Genomic DNA, 19,349 nt, shown 5'->3' on the forward strand with positions numbered 1-19,349 from the left:
AATACTCTAAAACTTAGCTCAACCTTATAGACGCATCATAAAGATTTCATGGCTCACTTTGAAATGCGCACGGTGGCCAAATCATTATGCGTCAAGTGGCCAAGTGTCAATGCGCGCGGTGGCCAAATTCTTTGCGTCCCTACAAACCATATTATGTAATATTTTTAAATGATACATATTGAATAAAATATATTTCGTATTAATTTCAAAGGCTCGATTTTTTAAGGTTACTTAAAAAATGAGCAAACAACTGGAAGAGGTATTTATTAAAAAGAAACATTTAATCCAGTTGTTACTGATTAGTTGGTATTTAAACTGAAATATTGAAATTATCTTGCTAAACTTCTAAACTTGCCAAACTGTTATAAACGAATATCTTTAATATAAATTGTTTTTAATACTAAGTGATATTTATCTCAATCTATATTTTAAATGTACTATAATCTTTATTGTTTAGTGAGATTTTTTACTGTGTAAAATTTGTACAAAAAATTAATATATTAAAAGTTTTTTTTGATGTATTGAAAAATAATATATAGCTGTAAGGGTACTATTTGAAGGCTTTTTATTGTTTTTAATTATATTATTTTTCTTAACTTATTTAATTGTATATTATTTGTGGAGAAAAATTATAATAATTTGCATTTGTTTATTTTCTTCACAGTCCCCATGAAATTACTCTAAAAATATACGTAAAAAACTCTCCTCACACCAACCCAACTTTACCAACAACCTTACCTAATATCTGAATTGAATCTAGTTCGGTTTTTTGTATTATTTCACTATTGTAGTTTTTATTATCACTTATTAGCTCTATTGATCCGTCTAGTTTTAAAGATACTCTTTTTACAAGTAATCCTATATTTGTTGAAACTATAAATATTCCACCTTTTGAGATATCTATATTGTTTTTATCAAATAATATTACCTCTTTGTTTAATAGTGTTGGCTCCATTGAATCACCTATTACATTTAATGCAATTATTGATTCAGGATTTGAGTTATTGGATTTATATAAAGAGTCTAGTAATTTCTTATCTATACTTAATAGCTCATAATTGTCATCATAGTTAAATCCACCTCCACCAGCACTTGCATTTATCTCATTAAAGTATTTTATTCTTGAATACTTATTAGTTTGCTCTTCTAATGACTTTGGTGCTTGATCAAATAAAACCCAATTGATTGATATTTTTCTAATAGCACAGAATTTTGCTATCTCTTCATAGGGAATAGAGTTTTTCTTCTTTAATATTGATAGTGATTGCTTTGAAAGATTTAATGCTGCTGCTACATCTTTATCAAATACTCTTTTATTATTTAACTCATTTGATAATATATCTTTTATCTTCTCTATAATCTCATTTACATTCATTTTTTACCTTTAGTTAAATATTGTTTAACTTTTTAATCCATATTTACAATTATAATTATAATTTCTTTAATTAATTATAATTTTGGATACTAATATGAAGATACATTTGGATTTAGATTGTTATTTTGTGAGTGCTGAAAGAACTAGATACCCTTTTTTAAAAGATAAAAATGTTGTTGTTGCTAAAAGTAGTGATAAAAAGATATTTTCTAAAGATAAAAAACAAGGTGTAATTCTTGGTGATACTGGAGCATTTAATAGTGTTTTAGAGTTTAAAAACTCTTATGACACTAATAATATATTAAAAGCATGGAAAGATGAGTTTTTAGATGAAAATGGTGAAATTCATGGAATAGTAATTGCAAAAAGCTATGAGTGTAAACCTTATGGTATAAAAACAGGAACTCCATTAAGAGAAGCAATATATATGTGTCCTAATTTAATCATTATTCCTAGTGATCATCTATTTTATCAAGAACTATCTCAAAAGCTAAAAGCATATCTTGAATTTAAAATACCTGTACTTGAACAATACTCAATTGATGAGTTTTTTGGAGATTTAAATGGTTGGGTTAAAAATAGTGATACGTTAGAATTTATAAAAGATCTAAGAGATGATATAAAAGAGAAATTTGATCTACCAATTACAATTGGAGCTAGTAAAAGCAAATGGATCGCAAAACTTATAACTGATAGAATAAAACCATTTGGTGTATATGTATTAGAAGAAAGTAGGGTACTTGATTACACAAAAGATATTGATGTAAATGATTTTCCAGGTATTGGAAGAGCAATTAGTAAAAAATTAGCTGATTATAGAGTTAAAACATTAGGAGAATTAAGAGCTAGACCAAATTTATTATACTTATATGGTAAAACAGGAGTTGAATTATATGAAAGAATTTGTGGAACTGATAATGAAAGAGTAATACCATATAGTGATAGAAGAGGTATTGGTATTAGTAGAAACTTTAAAGCAATTATTGATAGAAATGAAATATATAGAAGAGTAATGATACTTGCTAGATATCTTAGTTATACAATTACAAAATTAAATTTAAATCCAACAACTTTTTACTTTAAAATTAGATATGAATATGGAATAAAAAACTCTCAATCAATTACAGAAAATAGACTATTTAATGAAAAATTTCTAATAGATTTAGCAAAATTTATGATAAAAAAACTAGATACAAGATTAAACTACAAAATACACTATATAGCAATAAGTGCATCAAACTTTGCATCAGATCATAATATTAAAACCTTTTGTTTAATAGATTATAAAAAAGATCTAAAATATAAAGCATTAAATGAAAATCTATTAAAAGTAAGAGATAAATATGGTATTGATATTGTGAAGTATGCAAGTGAAGAGCTTGTTTGAAATTGTTGTTGTCTCTTTTTTTAGTATTTGGGATCATTCCATCATCAATAAAAACATTTTTTTAACTATTGCATTTTTTAACTATAAATCTAAATTTACAATAGCTTCTCTTCCACTATCTGGACTCAATTTTGCATATCTCAAAGTCATTTTTATATCTTTATGATTCATTAATTTTTGAATAGTAAAAATTGGAGTTCCATTGATAGCTAAATGACTTGCAAAAGTATGTCTTAATGTGTGAATTACAACTTTATTTTTTCTATCCTCTAAATCTATACCAATATTGAATAAATCATTTAAAATGGTTCTCGCTTTTAATTCTTGAGTTGTTTTGAATATCTTATCATTTGGTTCCAAATGCTTTATTCTAAATTCTAATAAATTATTTAAATCATCAGTTAAAAAAGTTTTATAAGTTGTATTATTTTTAAAATCTTTTAAAGTTAATAGTTGATTCGATAAATCAATATCTTTTTTACAAATATTTTGTAAAGTTGCTAATCTTGCACCAGTATTTAAAGCTAGTTTAAAAAATAGATAAATTGTTTCATCCTCTTTTATTTTGTCATATAATATTTGTATTTCTTCTTTTGATAAGAATCTTTCTCTTGTATTATCTACATCAAAAAGATTTATATATTTTGTAAAATCATTTTTTAGTAAATCATTTTTTAAACCATATTTTGTAATTGCTTTTAAAATATTTAAAATATCATTCATTGTTTTTGATGCCAATGGTTTATTTGTTCTACTTACTTTTTTTAATTTTAAAGTATTTGTAAATTTTGAAATATCTTCACGAGAGATATTTTCAAAATCATAATCTTTAAAAAATGGGAGGATATGATTTTTATAGTAAGATTTTACTATTTTGTTAATTGTTGGCTTGTCATTGAAGTAGTAAGTTGCTATATTTTCTATTGATATTATTATTCTTTTTTTTCTTTGCGCTATTGCAGGTGGCTCTTCTCCATTTCTTTGCTTTGTTATAATCTCATTTCTTTTTTGATTACAGTAAGCTTCTCTTATACCTTCACTATATTTTCCAATTTTTAGTTCAATCGTTTTTCTATTGTTATCTTTATACCTTATATAATATACTTTATCAGCTTTTCCATTTGTAATGCAATCTCTATAAATTACACCCGTTAAATTCGTTGTATGCCTTGCCATTTCTTTACACCTATATCACACTCTAAAATATGTTTATTTGATTTTATAGGTTTATTTGGATTTTGTCAATAGTTTGAGAGTGCCTATTTTAAGGCTATTTGTGTTTATTATATTATTTAAGGTTTATTGTAAATTAAATTATATAGAGATTAACTCTCTACATAATTTTTAAGATTTTTCCCTACTTTTGGGTGTTTTAATTTTTTAATAGCACTTGATTCAATTTGTCTAACTCTCTCTCTTGTAACAGAAAGTTCTTTTCCAATCTCTTCAAGAGTTCTATCACTAGCATCATCCATAAGACCAAATCTCATTCTTATAACTGCTTGTTCTCTTTCGTTTAATTGTCCCAGAATTTGATCAATTTGACCTTGAAGGTCTTCTTTCATAATATTATCCATTGGAGTTGGAGCTTTTTCATCTGGTACAAAATCTCCAAATTTACCATCATCATCACTTCCTATTGGAGCTTCTAAAGATACAGGCTCTTTTGTGATTTTTATTACTTGTTTTACTTTATCGACAGGTAATCCAACTTCTTTTGCAATCTCTTCAACATCTGGCTCTTTACCATTTTCTTGAATACCTTTTCTAATAATTTTATTTATTCTATTAATAGTTTCAATCATATGTATAGGAATTCTAATTGTTCTTGCTTGATCTGCAATTGCTCTAGAAATAGCTTGTCTTATCCACCAAGTTGCATATGTAGAGAATTTATAACCTTTTTTATACTCAAACTTATCAACTGCTTTCATAAGACCAATATTTCCTTCTTGAATTAAATCCAAGAAAGCTAAACCTCTATTTGTGTATCTTTTTGCAATAGAAACAACAAGTCTAAGATTTGATTTTGCCATTCTATCTTTTGAGGTATCTGTTATTTTTTTCCCTCTTTTAATCTGTTCTAAAACAGCTTTTAATTCTTCAGGTGTTAAATCAAAACCTTCTTTACTAGCTTCTGCTGTTTGGAAAAGTTTTTTTATCTCCATATATGTAGAAACCATTGTAGCTTCGGGAACCATTGCAGTTATTTGTGCTTTTGATAAATTGATTATATTATCAAGAATTTTTTTATGATTTTTTTGTAAAGTTTCATTAAAAAGTGGTAGTTTGTACTCTAATCTTTTTAACTCACTATCAAAACCAACATCAGATTTTAAAGATGTTTCCATAGCTTTTACTATTTCAGTTATTAATTTTGAAGTAGGTCCTAAATCAAGTAAAGCATCTTTTAATAATCTTTTTTTGAATGCAACTGCTAAATCAAAAGTCATAACATCAACTTCATCATCAGATTTAGCTATTTCTTTTGCTTGAAATTTTAGCCACTCTTTTTTTGTTTTTTCAAGATTTTTGAAAGCTTCTATGATTGTTTGAGCTCTTTTATCTAGTTTTTTTTGTTTTGCACCAGATAATTTTTTCTCATCATCCTCTGCTGTATCAACAGATAAATCTTCTTCATAATCTTCTATCTCTTCTTCTTCCTCTTCTGTATCATCATCAAAGTTTTTGAATAGCTCTTTTACTTTTCTCTCTCTATTTACAAGAGGTTCTTTGTATTCTAAAATAAAATCAATTAAGTATGGAACATAACAAATAGCATCAAGGATAATATCCTCTCCCATCTCAATTCTTTTTGATATTTCAATCTCTTCATCTTTTGTTAAAAGCGGAATTTGTCCCATCTCTCTTAAATACATTCTTACAGGCGAATCAGATCTTGACCATTCTAAAAGCTCTTTATTTTTCAGTAAGTCAAACTCATCATCTTCTGCTTCGATTAGTTTTTCTCTTTGCTCTTTTCTTTTTTTAGCCTCTTCATCATTTAGAAATTTAGCTTGTTCTTGAGAACTAATAACTTTTACATTATATAGCTGTACAAGAGCAAGAATTTTCTTAATTGTTGCACCTGTTGGAGCTTTTGGAAAAATTTTTATAATTTTCTCATAAGTTAATATTGAGTCTTTATACTCTTTGATTAACTGCTCTATAGTTTTATTTATATCTTTTGTACTCATTGTTTTAGGAAATCCTCCTTTTTAAATAGGAGGACATTATACCGAAATTATTTAAAGGTATGATTATATTGAACTATTTAGAAGAGTGTTTAAACAAAGTTTACTAAAAATTAGGATAAAATTTTTGCTTAATATTTAACGGTTAATAAAAATAAGGAATTAGGTATGAGTAAAATCACAGGTAAAGTTTGGAATTTTGGTGCAAATATTGATACGGATGTTATTATAGCTGCAAGATATTTAAATAGTTCAGATCCTGAACATTTAGCAAAATATGTTATGGAAGATGCGGATCCAGATTTTCCTAAAAAGCTAAAAAGAGGTGATATTATAGTTGCTGGTGAAAATTTCGGTTGTGGTTCAAGTAGAGAACACGCTCCCATTGCACTAAAAGCTGCTGGAGTTGCTGCGGTTGTTGCTCCTTCTTTTGCTAGAATTTTTTATAGAAATGCTTTTAATATGGGACTTCCTATATTTGAACTTCCAGAATCTATTGAAATAAAAGAGGGTGAAGAGATTTCAATTGATTTAGATAATGGAGAAATTACAAATAATACAACTAAAAAAACTTATAAATTTATACCAATTCCTCCATTTATGCAAGAGTTAATCTCAAGTGGCGGATTAATTAACTATGCAAAAGAAGAGATGAAGGCTAAATAATGAAAAATTACAATATTTCAATAATAAAAGGTGATGGAATAGGACCTGAAATAGTTGATGAGGCTATTAAAGTTTTAAATGCAGTTGCAAAAAAATGTGATTTTACTCTTTCATATAAAGAGTATTTAATGGGTGGAATTGCAATTGATACAACAGGCGTTCCTCTTCCAAATGAGACTGTTGAAGGTGTTTTAGCTAGCGATGCTTGTTTGTTTGGTGCAATTGGTGGAGCAAAATGGGATACTCTTCCAAGAGATTTAAGACCAGAAACAGGGCTTTTGAATTTTAGAGAGAAAATGGGTGTTTATGCAAATTTAAGACCTGCGATTGTTTATGATGAGCTTTTAAATGCTTCTACACTAAAACCAGAAGTTATAAAAGGTTGTGACATTATGGTGGTGCGTGAGCTTATTGGTGGTATCTATTTTGGAAAACCAAGAGAAAATGATGGATTTAAAGCATTTAACACAATGGTATATACAAAACCTGAGATTGTAAGAATTGGAAAAACTGCATTTGAATTAGCTATGAAAAGAGATAAAAGAGTTTGCTCTGTTGATAAAGCAAATGTTTTAGAGGTTTCTCAACTTTGGAGAGATACTATGAATGAACTTTCACGTGAGTATCCAGATGTTGAATTAACTCATATGTATGTTGATAATGCTGCAATGCAGTTAGTGCGAAATCCAAAACAGTTTGATGTAATTGTAACTGGAAATATTTTTGGAGATATTTTAAGTGATACAGCTTCTATGGTTGTTGGCTCTATTGGTTTACTTCCATCTGCATCAACTGGAGATAAGACAGCAATTTATGAACCAATTCATGGTTCTGCTCCTGATATTGCTGGACTTGGAATTGCAAATCCAATAGCTACAATTTTAAGTGCTGCTATGATGTTAAAATATACTTTAAATGAACAAAAAGCTAGTGATATGATAGAAAAAGCAATAAAAGATGCTTTAAAAGATGGATACAGAACAAAAGATTTGGCTGCTTTTGATGCTAAAGAGGTTTTAAACTGTGTTGCTATGGGTGATAAAATAGTAGAATATATCAACAATTAAGGTATGAAATGAGTGAAAAAAAGTATAGGCTAGTAACACGAAGTGATATGGATGGACTTGTTTGCGGTACATTGCTTAAATATCTTGATATTATAGATGAAATTACTTTTGTTCACCCAAAAGATATGCAAGATGGATTGATTGAGATTACAAATAATGATATAACAACTAATCTTCCTTATGTAGATGGAGTTTATTTAGCATTTGATCATCATTTTAGTGAAACATTAAGAAATGAGAAAAAAGATAATCATATTATAGATCCAGATGCTCCTAGTGCTGCTCAGGTTGTTTATGATTATTATGATGGAGATGAAGTTTTCCCTGGATATTTTACATCTATGATGCAAGGGGCAAATAAAGCTGATAGTGCAAACTTTCTATATGAAGATATTGTAAGACCAAGAGCTTGGACACTATTAAGCTTTTTAATGGATTCAAGAACTGGACTTGGAAGATTTAGAAACTTTAAAATATCAAATTATCAACTAATGATGGATTTAATTCACTATTGTGCTAGACATAATATTGATGAAATATTAGAACTCCCAGATGTAAAAGAGAGAGTTGATTTATATTTTCAATATGAGGAGCAGTTTAAAGATCAGCTTAAAAAATGTACAAAAGTTTATAACAACTTAGTAATAATAGATTATAGAGATGAAGAGATTATCTATCCTGGAAACAGATTTATGGTTTATACACTTTTTCCTGAGCAAAATATATCTATTCATATTTTCTATGCAAAAGATAAAGATAAGATTGTATATAGCACAGGAAAATCTATTACAAATAAAACTTCTAAAACAAATATTGGTGAACTAATGCTTAAATATGGTGGCGGTGGACACGAAAATGCTGGAGCTTGTCAAATTTATAAAGAAGAATCAGAAAAAGTTCTAAAAGAGTTAATAGAAAAAATCAATCAAGATGGTTGATTGATTTTTTAAAAATAGCTAAAAATCTTTTTTTAACTCATTTATAAAAACTTCAAAAGAGGGTAAATTTAAATTTGTCTCTCTTTGTTTTTTTCCCCACATAGGTTCTGGGAAAAAGCTATCCTCTTTAAATCTTGCCATGATATGAAAATGTACATGAGGAACATAATTTCCAAATGATGCAATATTTATCTTTTCAGGATTGTAGTATTCAATCATTTTTTTTTCTATAATATCAAGATATTTCCAAATTTCTTGTTTTGTTTCATTGTTACATTGTGAAAACTCTTTAATATTTTTATTTGTAAAAATTTTTAACCAAGGTATTTCACTATTTTCTATCTCTATATTTATTAAATTGTTTTTAAATATTTGCATATTTAACTCCTACTATTTATATTTTGGAAGATTATATCATATTAAACAATCCTTAAGTAATAATTAAATATAATGCAGTTCCATTTTTTCAACCATGAAAGAAGTTTTTGTAAAATTAATCAATTAAATTTGTATTTTATAGAGAGTTGGAAGAGTTTTAATTTAGATTTTTCCTGTTGAAAATTTGGAAAAAACACAAAGCAAAGAAGGACGAAACTTATGAAAGTAAGAGCTTCAGTTAAAAAAATGTGTGATAAATGTAAAGTTATCAAAAGAAGAGGTATCGTAAGAGTAATCTGCGAAAACAAAAAACATAAACAAAGACAAGGATAAGACACATGGCAAGAATCGCAGGTGTTGATTTACCAAACAAAAAAAGAATGGAGTATGCACTAACATACATCTTTGGAATTGGTTTACACCATTCAAGACTAATTTTAAATGCAACTGGAATTGATTTCAATAAAAGAGCATTTGAATTAACAGAAGATGAGGCTGCTTTAATTAGAAAAGAGATTCAAGAAAACTACCTAGTAGAAGGTGATCTTAGAAAAAAAGTTGCTATGGATATTAAGTCTTTAATGGATTTAGGTTCATATAGAGGATTAAGACACAGAAAAGGTTTACCTTGTAGAGGGCAAAAGACTAAAACTAATGCACGAACAAGAAAAGGTAAAAAGAAAACTATTGGTGCAGCAAGTAAATAAGGATAGATAATGGCAAAAAGAAAAGTTACTAGAAAAAAAATTGTAAGAAAAAATATTGCTGACGGTATCGTTCATATAGCTGCAAGTTTTAATAATACAATGGTTACTGTTACAGATAACATGGGAAATGCAATAGCATGGTCAAGTGCTGGAAACTTAGGGTTCAAGGGTTCTAAAAAATCAACTCCATTTGCTGCTCAAGCTGCAGTTGAAGATGCTATGGCAAAAGCAATGGAGCATGGAATTAAAAATGTAGGAATTAAAATTCAAGGTCCTGGTTCTGGAAGAGATACAGCTGTTAAGGCAGTTGGCGCTATTAATGGGATTAGAGTTACTTGGTTAAAAGATGTTACACCATTGGCACACAATGGTTGTAGACCTCCTAAAAGAAGAAGAGTGTAAGGAGTAAAATATGGCAAGATATAGAGGACCAGTAGAAAAAATCGAAAGAAGACTTGAAGCAGACCTTGGTTTAAAAGGTGAGAGAAGACTTTCAGGTAAAAGTGCTTTAGAAAAAAGACCATTTGCTCCAGGACAACATGGACAAAGAAGAAGTAAAATTTCTGAGTATGGATTACAATTAAGAGAAAAACAAAAAGTTAAATTTATGTATGGTATTTCTGAAAAACAATTCAGTAACTACTTCAAAGAAGCAGTTAGAAGAGAAGGAAATACAGGAACAATTTTAATTACTCTAATTGAACAAAGATTAGATAATGTTGTTTATAGAATGGGATTTGCTACAACTAGAGCATTTGCTAGACAAATAACAACTCACGGGCATATCTTAGTAGATGGTAAAAAAGTTGATATTCCATCATACATAGTAAAACCTGGGCAAAAAATTGAAATTAGAGAAAAATCAAAAAATAATCCACAAATTAAAAGAGCTATCGAGCTTACAAATCAAACAGGAATGGTTGATTGGGTAAATGTGGATAAAGATAAAGTATTTGGAATTTTCACAAGAATACCTGCTAGAGAAGAGATAGTTATTCCGGTTGAAGAGAGATTAATTGTTGAGTTATACTCTAAATAAAAAATAAAAGGTAGCCAATGAAAAAGTTTGCAGAAACTCCGTTTTTACCAACTGAAGTTGAAATTGAGGCTATTAGTGCTAATGAAGCTAAAATTACAGCATATCCATTTGAGGATGGATTTGCGATAACTTTAGCTCATCCGTTAAGAAGATTACTTTTAAGTTCATCTGTTGGTTATGCACCAATTGCTGTTAAGATTGAAAGCGTAACTCATGAGTTTGACTCATTAAGAGGAATGCTTGAAGATGTTGCTATGTTTGTTATAAATCTTAAAAATATGAGATTTAAAATAAATGGTGATAAAAATCAGGTTTCTGTTGAGTACTCTTTTAACGGACCTAGAGATATTAAAGGTGAAGATTTAATTAACTCTGAAGTTGATGTTGTATCAACAGATGAACATTTAGCAACTATAAATAGTGATTGTAATTTAACTTTTACAGTTATTATTCAAAAAGGTATTGGATATATGCCATCTGAGGATATTAGAGATATCGTTGGAGCAGATTTTATACCAATTGATGCTTTCTTTACTCCAGTTAGAAAAGTGGTTTATAGTATTGAAAAGATGTTGGTTGAAGATAATCCAAACTTTGAAAAAGCTGTATTTAATGTGCTTACAAATGGGCAAATTAGTCCAATTACTGCATTTAAAGAAGCTGTTAGTGTTATGTATTCACAAATGTCAGTATTTAATAAAGTTTTTGATTTATCAGAAGTATCAATAAATGATACAAGTGATGATAATGTTGAGTTAAAAGATTTGGTTGTAAAAATTGAAGATTTAAACTTAACTGCTAGAAGCTATAATGCTTTAGATAGAAATGGAATTAAATATTTAGGTGAGTTAGTACTTATGAGTGAAGTTGAAGTTAAAAATATAAAAAACCTTGGAACAAAATCTTATAATGAAATAGCTGAAAAGTTAGAGTCATTAGGTTATCCAGTTGAAAATACACTTCCAGAAAATATTGCTTCTTCTTTAAGAAGAAAATTAGAGCAATTAAAAGCATAAATTAAGGGTTTAATATGAGACATAAGCACGGTTATAGAAAGTTAAATAGAACTTCTGCTCATAGAAAAGCATTGTTAAAAAATTTAGCAATTGCAATTATTGAGAGAGAAAAAATTGAAACAACTGTTCCAAAAGCAAAAGAGCTAAAAAGATATATTGAAAAACTAGTAACATCTGCTAGAAATGCTGATTTAAATACACACAGATATGTATTTGCTGCATTACAAAGCAAAGAAGCTACTAAAAAACTAATAAATGAAATAGCACCAAAATACGAAGGTAGAAATGGTGGATATACATCTATTATTAAAACAAGAATTAGAAAAGGTGATGCTACACCAATGGCATTTATCTCTTTCATTTAATCTTTCAAGGGATAGGAAACTATCCCTTTTTTTATAAAAAAAACTATTATTTCCCTAAAAAATAACCTTTCAAAATCCACTTACACTTTTTTTAAACAAAATTTAGATAAAATCAGACGTTTATTATACCTAGAAATCTTAGGAGAACCAGTTTATGACTTTAAAAGAAGCACTCAATTTAAGTAGTGAAGATATAGAAAAATTAAAAGATGATTTAAAAATAAAAATTAAAAATAGTAATGTTGGCGCTTATATTGAACAGTTAGAAAATAAAGATATATATAGTTATGGAAATGGAATTCCAATAGCTATTAAAAACAATATAAATGTTAAAAATTGGGAGCTTGACTGCTCTAGTAATATATTAAAAGGGTATATTTCTCCTTTTAATGCAACTGTTATAGAAAAATTAGAAAGTTCTGGATTAAGTCCTTTTGGACTTACAAATATGGATGAGTTTGCAATGGGAAGCTCTACAGAAAGTTCAGCTCATGGAAAAACTTTAAATCCTATTGATAATTCAAGAATTCCAGGTGGAAGTAGTGGTGGAAGTGCAGCTGCTGTTGCGGCTGGAATTGCTATTGCAGCTTTAGGAACTGATACAGGTGGAAGTATTAGGCAACCAGCTGCTTATTGTGGTGTTGTTGGAATGAAACCAACTTATGGAAGAGTTTCAAGATATGGAATAGTTGCTTACTCATCATCTTTAGATCAGTGTGGACCAATTACTCAAAATGTCGAAGATGCTGCAATTTTGTACGATATAATAGCTGGTTATGATAAAAAAGACTCTACTAGCGCTAATATTGATTATACAAAAGTTACTCCAAATTTAGATAGTAATAAAAAATTTACGATAACAGTTATTGATAACTTTGTTGCTCAAGCTTCTAGTGAAATACAAACTTCATTTAATAAAACTGTTGAACTTTTAAAAGAGCAAGGACACAAAATTGTTCATGCAAATATGATTGATACAAATAAAATTATTTCAACATATTATATTATTGCAACTGCAGAAGCTAGTACAAATTTAGCTAGATTTGATGGTGTTAGATTTGGTGCAAGAAAAGGTGATGGAAACTTAAAAGATATGTATGTAGATACAAAAACTCAAGGTTTTGGATATGAAGTTAAAAAAAGAATTATGCTTGGTTCTTTTGTATTAAGTTCAGGATATTATGATGCCTACTATATAAAAGCCCAAAAAGTAAGAAATCTTATAAAAGCAGAATTTGATAAAATTTTTGAAAGTTCTGATTTGATTTTATCACCAGTTGCCCCAACTACTGCTCCAAAATTTGGTTCATATTCAAATGCTTTAGAGATGTATTTGGCAGATATATATACGATAGGTGTAAATTTAGCAGGTCTTCCAGCTATTAGTTTACCAGTTGCAAAAGATAGTGAAGGACTTCCAATAGGACTTCAGCTAATTGCAAATAGTTTTCAAGAACAAACTTTATTTGATGGTGCTTTATCTATGGAGAAAGCTGTAAAATATAAAAAATAATAAAATATAATTAGGATATAAAGATGAGAATTAGAAAAAGAGCTTTAACTTTTGAAGATGTGTTGCTTGTTCCTGCAAAATCAGAAGTTTTACCAAAAGAGGTTTGTACAAAAACAAAATTAACTAAAAATATTGAATTAAATGTTCCATTTGTAAGTGCTGCAATGGATACAGTTACAGAGTATCAAGCTGCAATTGCAATGGCAAGACTTGGTGGAATTGGAATAATTCATAAAAATATGGATATTGAAGCACAAGTTTTACAGTGTCAAAAAGTAAAGAAATCTGAATCTGGAATGATTATTGATCCAATTACAATTAAACCTAATCAAACTTTACAAGATGCAGAAGATATTATGGCTACATATAAAATTTCAGGTGTTCCTGTTGTTGATGATGATGGTATTTTAGTTGGTATTTTAACAAATAGAGATATGAGATTTACTAAAGATTACAGATTTAAAGCATATGAAAAAATGACAAAAATGCCACTAGTTACAGCAGTAGAAGGAACAACTTTAGAGCAAGCTGCTGAAGTAATGCATCAAAATAAAATAGAAAAACTACCAATTGTAAATAAAAATAATAAATTAATTGGACTTATTACAATTAAAGATATAAATAAAAAAATTGAGTATCCAAGTGCTTGTAAAGATGAGTTTGGAAGATTAAGAGTTGGTGCTGCTATTGGTGTTAATCAACTAGATCGTGCTAGAGCTTTAGTTGCTGTTGGAGTTGATGTTCTTGTACTTGATTCTGCTCATGGGCACTCAAAAGGTATTTTAGATACTGTAAAAGCTATTAAAGCAGAGCTTGATGTTCAGTTAATTGCTGGAAATGTTGCAACTGCTGAAGCTACAAGAGATTTAATTGCTGCTGGTGCTGATGGTGTTAAGGTTGGAATTGGACCTGGAAGTATCTGTACAACAAGAATTGTTGCAGGTGTTGGAGTTCCTCAAATGAGTGCAATCGATGAGTGCGCTATTGAAGCTAAAAAAACTGGAACTCCTATTATTGCAGATGGTGGGATTAAATATTCAGGTGATGTTGCAAAAGCTTTAGCTGTAGGTGCTAGTTGTGTTATGATGGGAAGTGCATTAGCTGGAACAGATGAGTGTCCAGGTGAAGTAATTCTTTATCAAGGAAGAAAATTCAAATCTTATAGAGGAATGGGAAGTATTGGAGCTATGACAAAAGGAAGTACTGATAGATATTTCCAAGAAGGAACTGCTGCTGATAAACTTGTACCTGAAGGAATTGAAGGAAGAGTTGCTTATAGAGGAACTATTGCTGATATTATTCATCAAATGGTTGGTGGATTAAGAAGCTCTATGGGTTATTTAGGAAGTAAAGATATTGTTACTTTTCAAGATACTGCAGAGTTTGTTGAAATTACAAGTGCAGGACTTAGAGAGTCTCATGTTCATGATGTAACAATCACAAATGAAGCTCCAAACTATCACGTATAAAAAAGAGTAGAAAACGGAAACTATATCCGTTTTCTTAGTAGAATAATTTAAAACCTAATAGGATTTCTCCTATTAAAATTACTTTGACACGAAATATTTAGTGGTTTTTATAAAATTGATTATAGTTTTGAATACATCTGCTCTTCTGTTAAAATTACAACTCCAAGTTCTACTGCTTTATCATATTTGCTTCCAGCATCTTCACCATAGATTAAAAAGTCTGTTTTTTTAGATATGCTAGAGCTTACTTTGGCACCTAGATTTTCTAAAAATAGTTTTATTTCATCTCTACTTTTGCTCATTGTTCCAGTTATAACGACTGTTTTGTTTTTAAATGGATTATCTTTTGCCTCTTCTTTTATAGTTACTTTTGGTTTTAAAATATCAAAAAGTTTTAAAACAAATTCACGATTTACTCTAAAAAACTCTAAAAATGAGTTTGCCATTTGTTCGCCAATTCCATCTATGCTTATAAGATCTTCAAATGAAATGTCTACCAAATTTAAACCAAATTTACTACAAATAGATTTTGAAGCAACTTCACCAATATGTTCAATTCCCAAAGCTGTAAGAACTCTATATAATTCACTATTTTTTGAGTTTTCTATAGCATTTAAAAGATTGTTTATTTTCTTTTCTTTAAATCCTTCAAGGTTTTCTAAATCCTCATATTTTAAAGAGTACAAGTCTAAAATATCAAAAATCTTTTTTTCATTTACTAAAAACTCTACTATTTTATCGCCTAATCCATCTATATTTAGACAGTTTTTACTAGCAAAATATATTATAGAGTTTACAACTCTTGATGGACAGTCAAGATTTTGACACTTAATCATAATCTCTTCTATTAAAAGTTCACTAGAACAATCAGGACAAATAGTTGGTTTTAAAATTTCTTTTTCATTTCCAACTCTTCTATCTTTTAAAACCTTTGTAATTTTTGGGATTACATCTCCGCTTCTTATTATAATTATTTCATCACCAATTTTTAAATCAAGTCTTTTTATCTCATCAAAATTATGTAAAGTAGCACGTTCTACATTTGCACCTTCGATTAAAACTGGTTCAACTATTGCAACAGGTGTTACAACTCCTGTTCTTCCAACTTGTAAAATAATATCTTTTAATTTTGTAGTTTTTTCTACTGCTGGGAATTTATATGCACATGACCATCTTGGAAATTTTTGAGTGAAACCTAAATCTTGTTGAGTTGAAATATCATCTATTTTTATAACCATTCCATCTAAAAGCATAGGAAAAGTATCTCTTTTTTTTATCATATTTTCATATAGTTTTTTTATATCATTTATCTCTTTTACTAAAGTTTGCATAGGAGTTTTTACAAATCCTAAAGAGAATATATAATCCATCATTTGAGATGTTTTTTCAAAATTTAAACTATTTTGACCAACTCCCCAAGCATTAAAAAATAGTTTTCTTTTTGAAGTAATAGAAGAATCAAGTTGTCTTAAACTTCCAGCTGCCGCATTTCTTGGATTTGCAAAAGTTGCTTCACTGTTTTTTAATCTTTCAATATTTATAGTTTCAAAGTCACTTTTTTTAATTACAACTTCACCTCTTATTTCAATAAGAGATTTTTCATCAATTTCTAAAGGTATAGATTGTATCGTCATAGCATTTTGTGTAACATCTTCTCCTATTTCACCATCACCTCTAGTAATTGCTTGTTTTAAAACACCATTTTCATAAATAAGATTTAAAGATGCTCCATCAAACTTTGGCTGACAAAAGAACTCTAAATTCTCACCAACCTTAGAAGCTCTTTTTATCCAATCCTCAAGCTCTTTGTCGTTAAAAACATCTTCTTGAGACCACATACGACTTAAATGATTTGCTTTTTTAAATCCTTTCAAAATAGCTCCACCAACTCTTCTATTTGGTGAATTTGGGTTTATTAAATTTTGGTTTTGATTTTCAAATTCCAAACACTGTCTTGCTAATTTATCATACTCTTCATCACTTGCTATTGGTTCATCGTCAACATAATAAGCCTTTGCCCAAGATATTATTTTTTTTATATTTATTTCATACTCTTCTTTTGTCATATTTTATCTTTTCTATAAATTTTGAGTAATATTGTATCATTTTTTGCTAAGCAATATCTAAAAATACATTATTTGTTATAGTTTAATTATTTAATTATGTTATATTAAATCTCATTCAAACACAAAGGGAGAGATACATGGAAGGGTTAAATTTTACTATTGCAAAAAAGATGATGCTATTTGCTATTGTTATTTTTGTGACAATTTTTATTACAGGACTTTTGAAGTTTAATAATCTTTTAAATACAGAAAAGAACTTTGATATATTTAAAGATAGGGCAGTTACTGGTAAATTTTATGTTTTGGAAGTTGAAAAAGAATTAAATTTTGTAGCTAGAAATTCAAGAGATATTATGCTTGGAAATGCGTACGAAAATAATATAAAGAACTTAGAGAAGAGTAGGGGAAATATAATAAAATCTTTTGATGGTTTACTTCAAACTTCTCAAAATGAAGCTGAAAAAAATGTTGTTTTGGAAGTAAAAAAAACAGTTCTTGATTTTATAGAAGATGGATATAAAAAGATGAAATCTCTTGAAACTGTTGATAGAACTCCAGAAGTTTTAGCAGCAATGTATCAAGCTTATAAAAAAGATGCAACGCCTTTGGCAAATAAAAGTAGAGAAAATTTCTCTAAGCTTATAAAAGAGAAAGAGGAAGATTATAAACTTCAATCAGAACTTTACAACAAGCAGATGAAAGGTTTGAAAAATATTATAATTATTGAGTCTTTAGTTATTATTTTAATAGTTATTTTGTCTTTATTTCTTTTATCAAGAGATATTATTACATCGTTAAATAAGTTTAAAAAAGGGCTTACATCATTTTTTGATTTTATGAATAAACATAACTCAAAAGTTGAATATATAGATATTCAAAATAGCGATGAATTTGGAGCTATGGCAAAAATTGTAAATGATAATATAAAAGTTATAGAAAATAGAACTTTAGAAGATAAAAAACTTATAGATGATGTTTTTGTTGTTGTAAATAGAGTTAAACATGGATATTACAGCCAGTTGATAAAAGAAGATACTTCAGATGAGATTTTGTCTACATTAAAAGATAGTATAAATGATATGATAAGCTCTACAAAACAAAACTTTATACAAGTAAACAATATCTTAGAAGAGTATGTAAAATATAACTATAGAGAAGAGTTAAAGCTAGATGGAATTGAAAAAGGTGGAGTTTTTGAAGCTTTAATAAATAATATAAATCAACTAAGAAGTGCCATAAACGATATGCTTAAAAAAGATAAGCTAAATGGTCTTATTTTAGATAAATCTTCAAATGAGTTGCTATTAAATGTTGATAAATTAAACAATAGTTCAAACGATGCAGCAACAAGATTAGAAGAGACAGCAGCAGCACTAGAAGAGGTTACAAGTAGTATTGCAAACTCAAATAATAAAATAAATGAGATGTCAAATATTGCAAAAAATGTTACAAATGCTGCATCTTTGGGGCAAGATTTAGCAAATAAAACTGCTTTGTCTATGGATGAGATAAATATTCAAGTAAATTTAGTAAATGACTCAATTTCAGTAATTGACCAAATAGCATTTCAAACAAATATTCTTTCACTTAATGCTGCTGTTGAAGCAGCAACTGCTGGAGAAGCTGGAAAAGGATTTGCTGTTGTTGCTCAAGAGGTGCGAAATCTTGCAAGTAGAAGTGCAGAAGCTGCTAAAGAGATTAAAAATATAGTTGAAAGTGCTACATCAAAAGCAAATGATGGAAAACAAATAGCAAGTAGTATGATAGATGGATACAAAGGTTTAAATAACTCTATAAATCAAACTATTTCATTAATACAAGATATAACAAGCTCTTCAAAAGAGCAGCAAAGAGGTGTTGAGCAGATAAATGATGCTGTCTCATCTTTAGACAAACAAACTCAAGAGAATGCTAATATTGCTAGAGTTGCTAGTGATATTGCAGGAGAAGCTTCTTCTATGGCTAAAAAAATACTTGAAAATACAAACTCAAAAGAGTTTCCTGGTAAAAATAGTGTTGAAGATGATTTTGTAAAAATGTTTAAAAATGGTAAAAAAGAGAGTTCTTCAACTATAAATAGTACTGAAAATAAAGTAGAAAAAATAGAAGATAAAAAAGTAGAAGATAAAAAAGTAAATTCAGATGAGTGGGAGAGTTTTTAAACTCCCG

18 protein-coding genes are annotated in these 19,349 nt (G+C 28.5%); 13 read left to right on the plus strand and 5 right to left on the minus strand.

The window, feature by feature from the left end:
• Window positions 1-706: 706 nt before the first annotated feature.
• Window positions 707-1,375, minus strand: a complete 669-nt coding sequence (locus CJ670_RS04350; protein WP_105938998.1) for a LexA family transcriptional regulator — start codon at window positions 1,373-1,375, stop codon at window positions 707-709.
• 94 nt (window positions 1,376-1,469) lie between these two features.
• On the opposite strand from CJ670_RS04350, the gene CJ670_RS04355 reads away from it, so the two are divergent.
• On the plus strand, window positions 1,470-2,762 hold the full coding sequence (locus CJ670_RS04355; protein ID WP_105938999.1) for a DNA polymerase Y family protein: 1,293 nt from the start codon (window positions 1,470-1,472) through the stop codon (window positions 2,760-2,762).
• An 81-nt stretch (window positions 2,763-2,843) separates the two neighbouring features.
• Here CJ670_RS04355 and CJ670_RS04360 read toward each other — a convergent pair whose 3' ends face one another.
• Both CJ670_RS04360 and rpoD read right to left on the minus strand, forming a co-directional pair.
• Window positions 2,844-3,938 carry a tyrosine-type recombinase/integrase gene (locus CJ670_RS04360; RefSeq protein WP_105939000.1) on the minus strand — a complete coding sequence of 365 codons (1,095 nt, stop codon included), beginning with the start codon at window positions 3,936-3,938 and terminating at the stop codon, window positions 2,844-2,846.
• Window positions 3,939-4,087: 149 nt separating this feature from the next.
• Window positions 4,088-5,959 carry an RNA polymerase sigma factor RpoD gene (gene rpoD / locus CJ670_RS04365; protein ID WP_105910838.1) on the minus strand — a complete coding sequence of 624 codons (1,872 nt, stop codon included), beginning with the start codon at window positions 5,957-5,959 and terminating at the stop codon, window positions 4,088-4,090.
• 165 nt (window positions 5,960-6,124) lie between these two features.
• Between rpoD and CJ670_RS04370 the strand changes: the two genes are divergently transcribed.
• Genes CJ670_RS04370 through CJ670_RS04380 form a run of 3 tightly spaced genes read left to right on the plus strand, consistent with a single transcriptional unit; the run spans window position 6,125 to window position 8,627 of the window.
• On the plus strand, window positions 6,125-6,622 hold the full coding sequence (locus CJ670_RS04370) for a 3-isopropylmalate dehydratase small subunit (RefSeq protein WP_105910837.1): 498 nt from the start codon (window positions 6,125-6,127) through the stop codon (window positions 6,620-6,622).
• Window positions 6,622-7,689, plus strand: coding sequence for a 3-isopropylmalate dehydrogenase (leuB, locus tag CJ670_RS04375; protein ID WP_105939001.1), 1,068 nt, complete (start codon window positions 6,622-6,624; stop codon window positions 7,687-7,689). Before CJ670_RS04370 ends, leuB begins: the two co-directional genes overlap by 1 nt.
• An 8-nt stretch (window positions 7,690-7,697) precedes the next feature.
• Window positions 7,698-8,627 (plus strand): DHHA1 domain-containing protein, encoded by a 930-nt coding sequence (locus CJ670_RS04380; RefSeq protein ID WP_105939002.1) that lies wholly within the window; start codon window positions 7,698-7,700, stop codon window positions 8,625-8,627.
• Between the two features lie 18 nt (window positions 8,628-8,645).
• Here the strand turns inward: CJ670_RS04380 and CJ670_RS04385 are convergent, their stop codons facing one another.
• On the minus strand, window positions 8,646-9,005 hold the full coding sequence (locus CJ670_RS04385) for an HIT family protein (RefSeq protein ID WP_105910834.1): 360 nt from the start codon (window positions 9,003-9,005) through the stop codon (window positions 8,646-8,648).
• A gap of 219 nt (window positions 9,006-9,224) precedes the next feature.
• On the opposite strand from CJ670_RS04385, the gene rpmJ reads away from it, so the two are divergent.
• From rpmJ to guaB, 8 genes are all read left to right on the plus strand, one after another.
• Complete coding sequence (rpmJ, locus tag CJ670_RS04390) at window positions 9,225-9,338, plus strand: 50S ribosomal protein L36 (RefSeq protein WP_004509205.1); 114 nt, start codon at window positions 9,225-9,227, stop codon at window positions 9,336-9,338.
• A gap of 5 nt (window positions 9,339-9,343) precedes the next feature.
• The gene (gene rpsM, locus CJ670_RS04395) at window positions 9,344-9,712 is read left to right on the plus strand and encodes a 30S ribosomal protein S13 (protein WP_105910833.1); all 369 of its coding nucleotides are present in this window, start codon (window positions 9,344-9,346) and stop codon (window positions 9,710-9,712) included.
• Between the two features lie 9 nt (window positions 9,713-9,721).
• A complete protein-coding gene (gene rpsK, locus CJ670_RS04400) occupies window positions 9,722-10,114 on the plus strand; it encodes a 30S ribosomal protein S11 (protein ID WP_105910832.1) in 393 nt (130 codons plus the stop codon).
• A 10-nt stretch (window positions 10,115-10,124) separates the two neighbouring features.
• Window positions 10,125-10,751: a 30S ribosomal protein S4 gene (rpsD, locus tag CJ670_RS04405; RefSeq protein ID WP_105910831.1), complete on the plus strand. Its 627-nt coding sequence runs from the start codon at window positions 10,125-10,127 to the stop codon at window positions 10,749-10,751.
• Between the two features lie 17 nt (window positions 10,752-10,768).
• Entirely contained in the window at window positions 10,769-11,767 is a 999-nt protein-coding gene (locus tag CJ670_RS04410) for a DNA-directed RNA polymerase subunit alpha (protein WP_105910830.1), read from the plus strand.
• 14 nt (window positions 11,768-11,781) lie between these two features.
• Complete coding sequence (gene rplQ, locus CJ670_RS04415; protein ID WP_105910829.1) at window positions 11,782-12,132, plus strand: 50S ribosomal protein L17; 351 nt, start codon at window positions 11,782-11,784, stop codon at window positions 12,130-12,132.
• Between the two features lie 154 nt (window positions 12,133-12,286).
• A complete protein-coding gene (gene gatA / locus CJ670_RS04420) occupies window positions 12,287-13,645 on the plus strand; it encodes an Asp-tRNA(Asn)/Glu-tRNA(Gln) amidotransferase subunit GatA (RefSeq protein ID WP_105939003.1) in 1,359 nt (452 codons plus the stop codon).
• 23 nt (window positions 13,646-13,668) lie between these two features.
• On the plus strand, window positions 13,669-15,114 hold the full coding sequence (gene guaB / locus CJ670_RS04425; RefSeq protein ID WP_105910827.1) for an IMP dehydrogenase: 1,446 nt from the start codon (window positions 13,669-13,671) through the stop codon (window positions 15,112-15,114).
• A 119-nt stretch (window positions 15,115-15,233) separates the two neighbouring features.
• Here guaB and ligA read toward each other — a convergent pair whose 3' ends face one another.
• On the minus strand, window positions 15,234-17,180 hold the full coding sequence (gene ligA / locus CJ670_RS04430; protein ID WP_105939004.1) for an NAD-dependent DNA ligase LigA: 1,947 nt from the start codon (window positions 17,178-17,180) through the stop codon (window positions 15,234-15,236).
• A gap of 137 nt (window positions 17,181-17,317) precedes the next feature.
• On the opposite strand from ligA, the gene CJ670_RS04435 reads away from it, so the two are divergent.
• Complete coding sequence (locus CJ670_RS04435) at window positions 17,318-19,342, plus strand: methyl-accepting chemotaxis protein (RefSeq protein WP_105939005.1); 2,025 nt, start codon at window positions 17,318-17,320, stop codon at window positions 19,340-19,342.
• Window positions 19,343-19,349 lie beyond the last annotated feature (7 nt).

Origin of the sequence: Arcobacter cryaerophilus gv. crypticus, from assembly GCF_002993025.1 — a bacterium.
Lineage (GTDB): Bacteria > Campylobacterota > Campylobacteria > Campylobacterales > Arcobacteraceae > Aliarcobacter > Aliarcobacter cryaerophilus_B.

What these genes read in the sequence shown, in the direction of transcription:
- rpsM (WP_105910833.1), top strand. Translation starts at nt 9,344, where the DNA reads ATGGCAAGAATCGCAGGTGTTGATTTACCAAACAAAAAAAGAATGGAG.
- rpmJ (WP_004509205.1), top strand. Translation starts at nt 9,225, where the DNA reads ATGAAAGTAAGAGCTTCAGTTAAAAAAATGTGTGATAAATGTAAAGTT.
- rplQ (WP_105910829.1), top strand. Translation starts at nt 11,782, where the DNA reads ATGAGACATAAGCACGGTTATAGAAAGTTAAATAGAACTTCTGCTCAT.
- rpoD (WP_105910838.1), bottom strand. Translation starts at nt 5,959, where the DNA reads ATGAGTACAAAAGATATAAATAAAACTATAGAGCAGTTAATCAAAGAG.
- CJ670_RS04380 (WP_105939002.1), top strand. Translation starts at nt 7,698, where the DNA reads ATGAGTGAAAAAAAGTATAGGCTAGTAACACGAAGTGATATGGATGGA.
- gatA (WP_105939003.1), top strand. Translation starts at nt 12,287, where the DNA reads ATGACTTTAAAAGAAGCACTCAATTTAAGTAGTGAAGATATAGAAAAA.
- CJ670_RS04350 (WP_105938998.1), bottom strand. Translation starts at nt 1,375, where the DNA reads ATGAATGTAAATGAGATTATAGAGAAGATAAAAGATATATTATCAAAT.
- leuB (WP_105939001.1), top strand. Translation starts at nt 6,622, where the DNA reads ATGAAAAATTACAATATTTCAATAATAAAAGGTGATGGAATAGGACCT.
- guaB (WP_105910827.1), top strand. Translation starts at nt 13,669, where the DNA reads ATGAGAATTAGAAAAAGAGCTTTAACTTTTGAAGATGTGTTGCTTGTT.
- CJ670_RS04355 (WP_105938999.1), top strand. Translation starts at nt 1,470, where the DNA reads ATGAAGATACATTTGGATTTAGATTGTTATTTTGTGAGTGCTGAAAGA.
- CJ670_RS04435 (WP_105939005.1), top strand. Translation starts at nt 17,318, where the DNA reads ATGGAAGGGTTAAATTTTACTATTGCAAAAAAGATGATGCTATTTGCT.
- rpsK (WP_105910832.1), top strand. Translation starts at nt 9,722, where the DNA reads ATGGCAAAAAGAAAAGTTACTAGAAAAAAAATTGTAAGAAAAAATATT.
- CJ670_RS04360 (WP_105939000.1), bottom strand. Translation starts at nt 3,938, where the DNA reads ATGGCAAGGCATACAACGAATTTAACGGGTGTAATTTATAGAGATTGC.
- CJ670_RS04370 (WP_105910837.1), top strand. Translation starts at nt 6,125, where the DNA reads ATGAGTAAAATCACAGGTAAAGTTTGGAATTTTGGTGCAAATATTGAT.
- CJ670_RS04385 (WP_105910834.1), bottom strand. Translation starts at nt 9,005, where the DNA reads ATGCAAATATTTAAAAACAATTTAATAAATATAGAGATAGAAAATAGT.
- CJ670_RS04410 (WP_105910830.1), top strand. Translation starts at nt 10,769, where the DNA reads ATGAAAAAGTTTGCAGAAACTCCGTTTTTACCAACTGAAGTTGAAATT.
- rpsD (WP_105910831.1), top strand. Translation starts at nt 10,125, where the DNA reads ATGGCAAGATATAGAGGACCAGTAGAAAAAATCGAAAGAAGACTTGAA.
- ligA (WP_105939004.1), bottom strand. Translation starts at nt 17,180, where the DNA reads ATGACAAAAGAAGAGTATGAAATAAATATAAAAAAAATAATATCTTGG.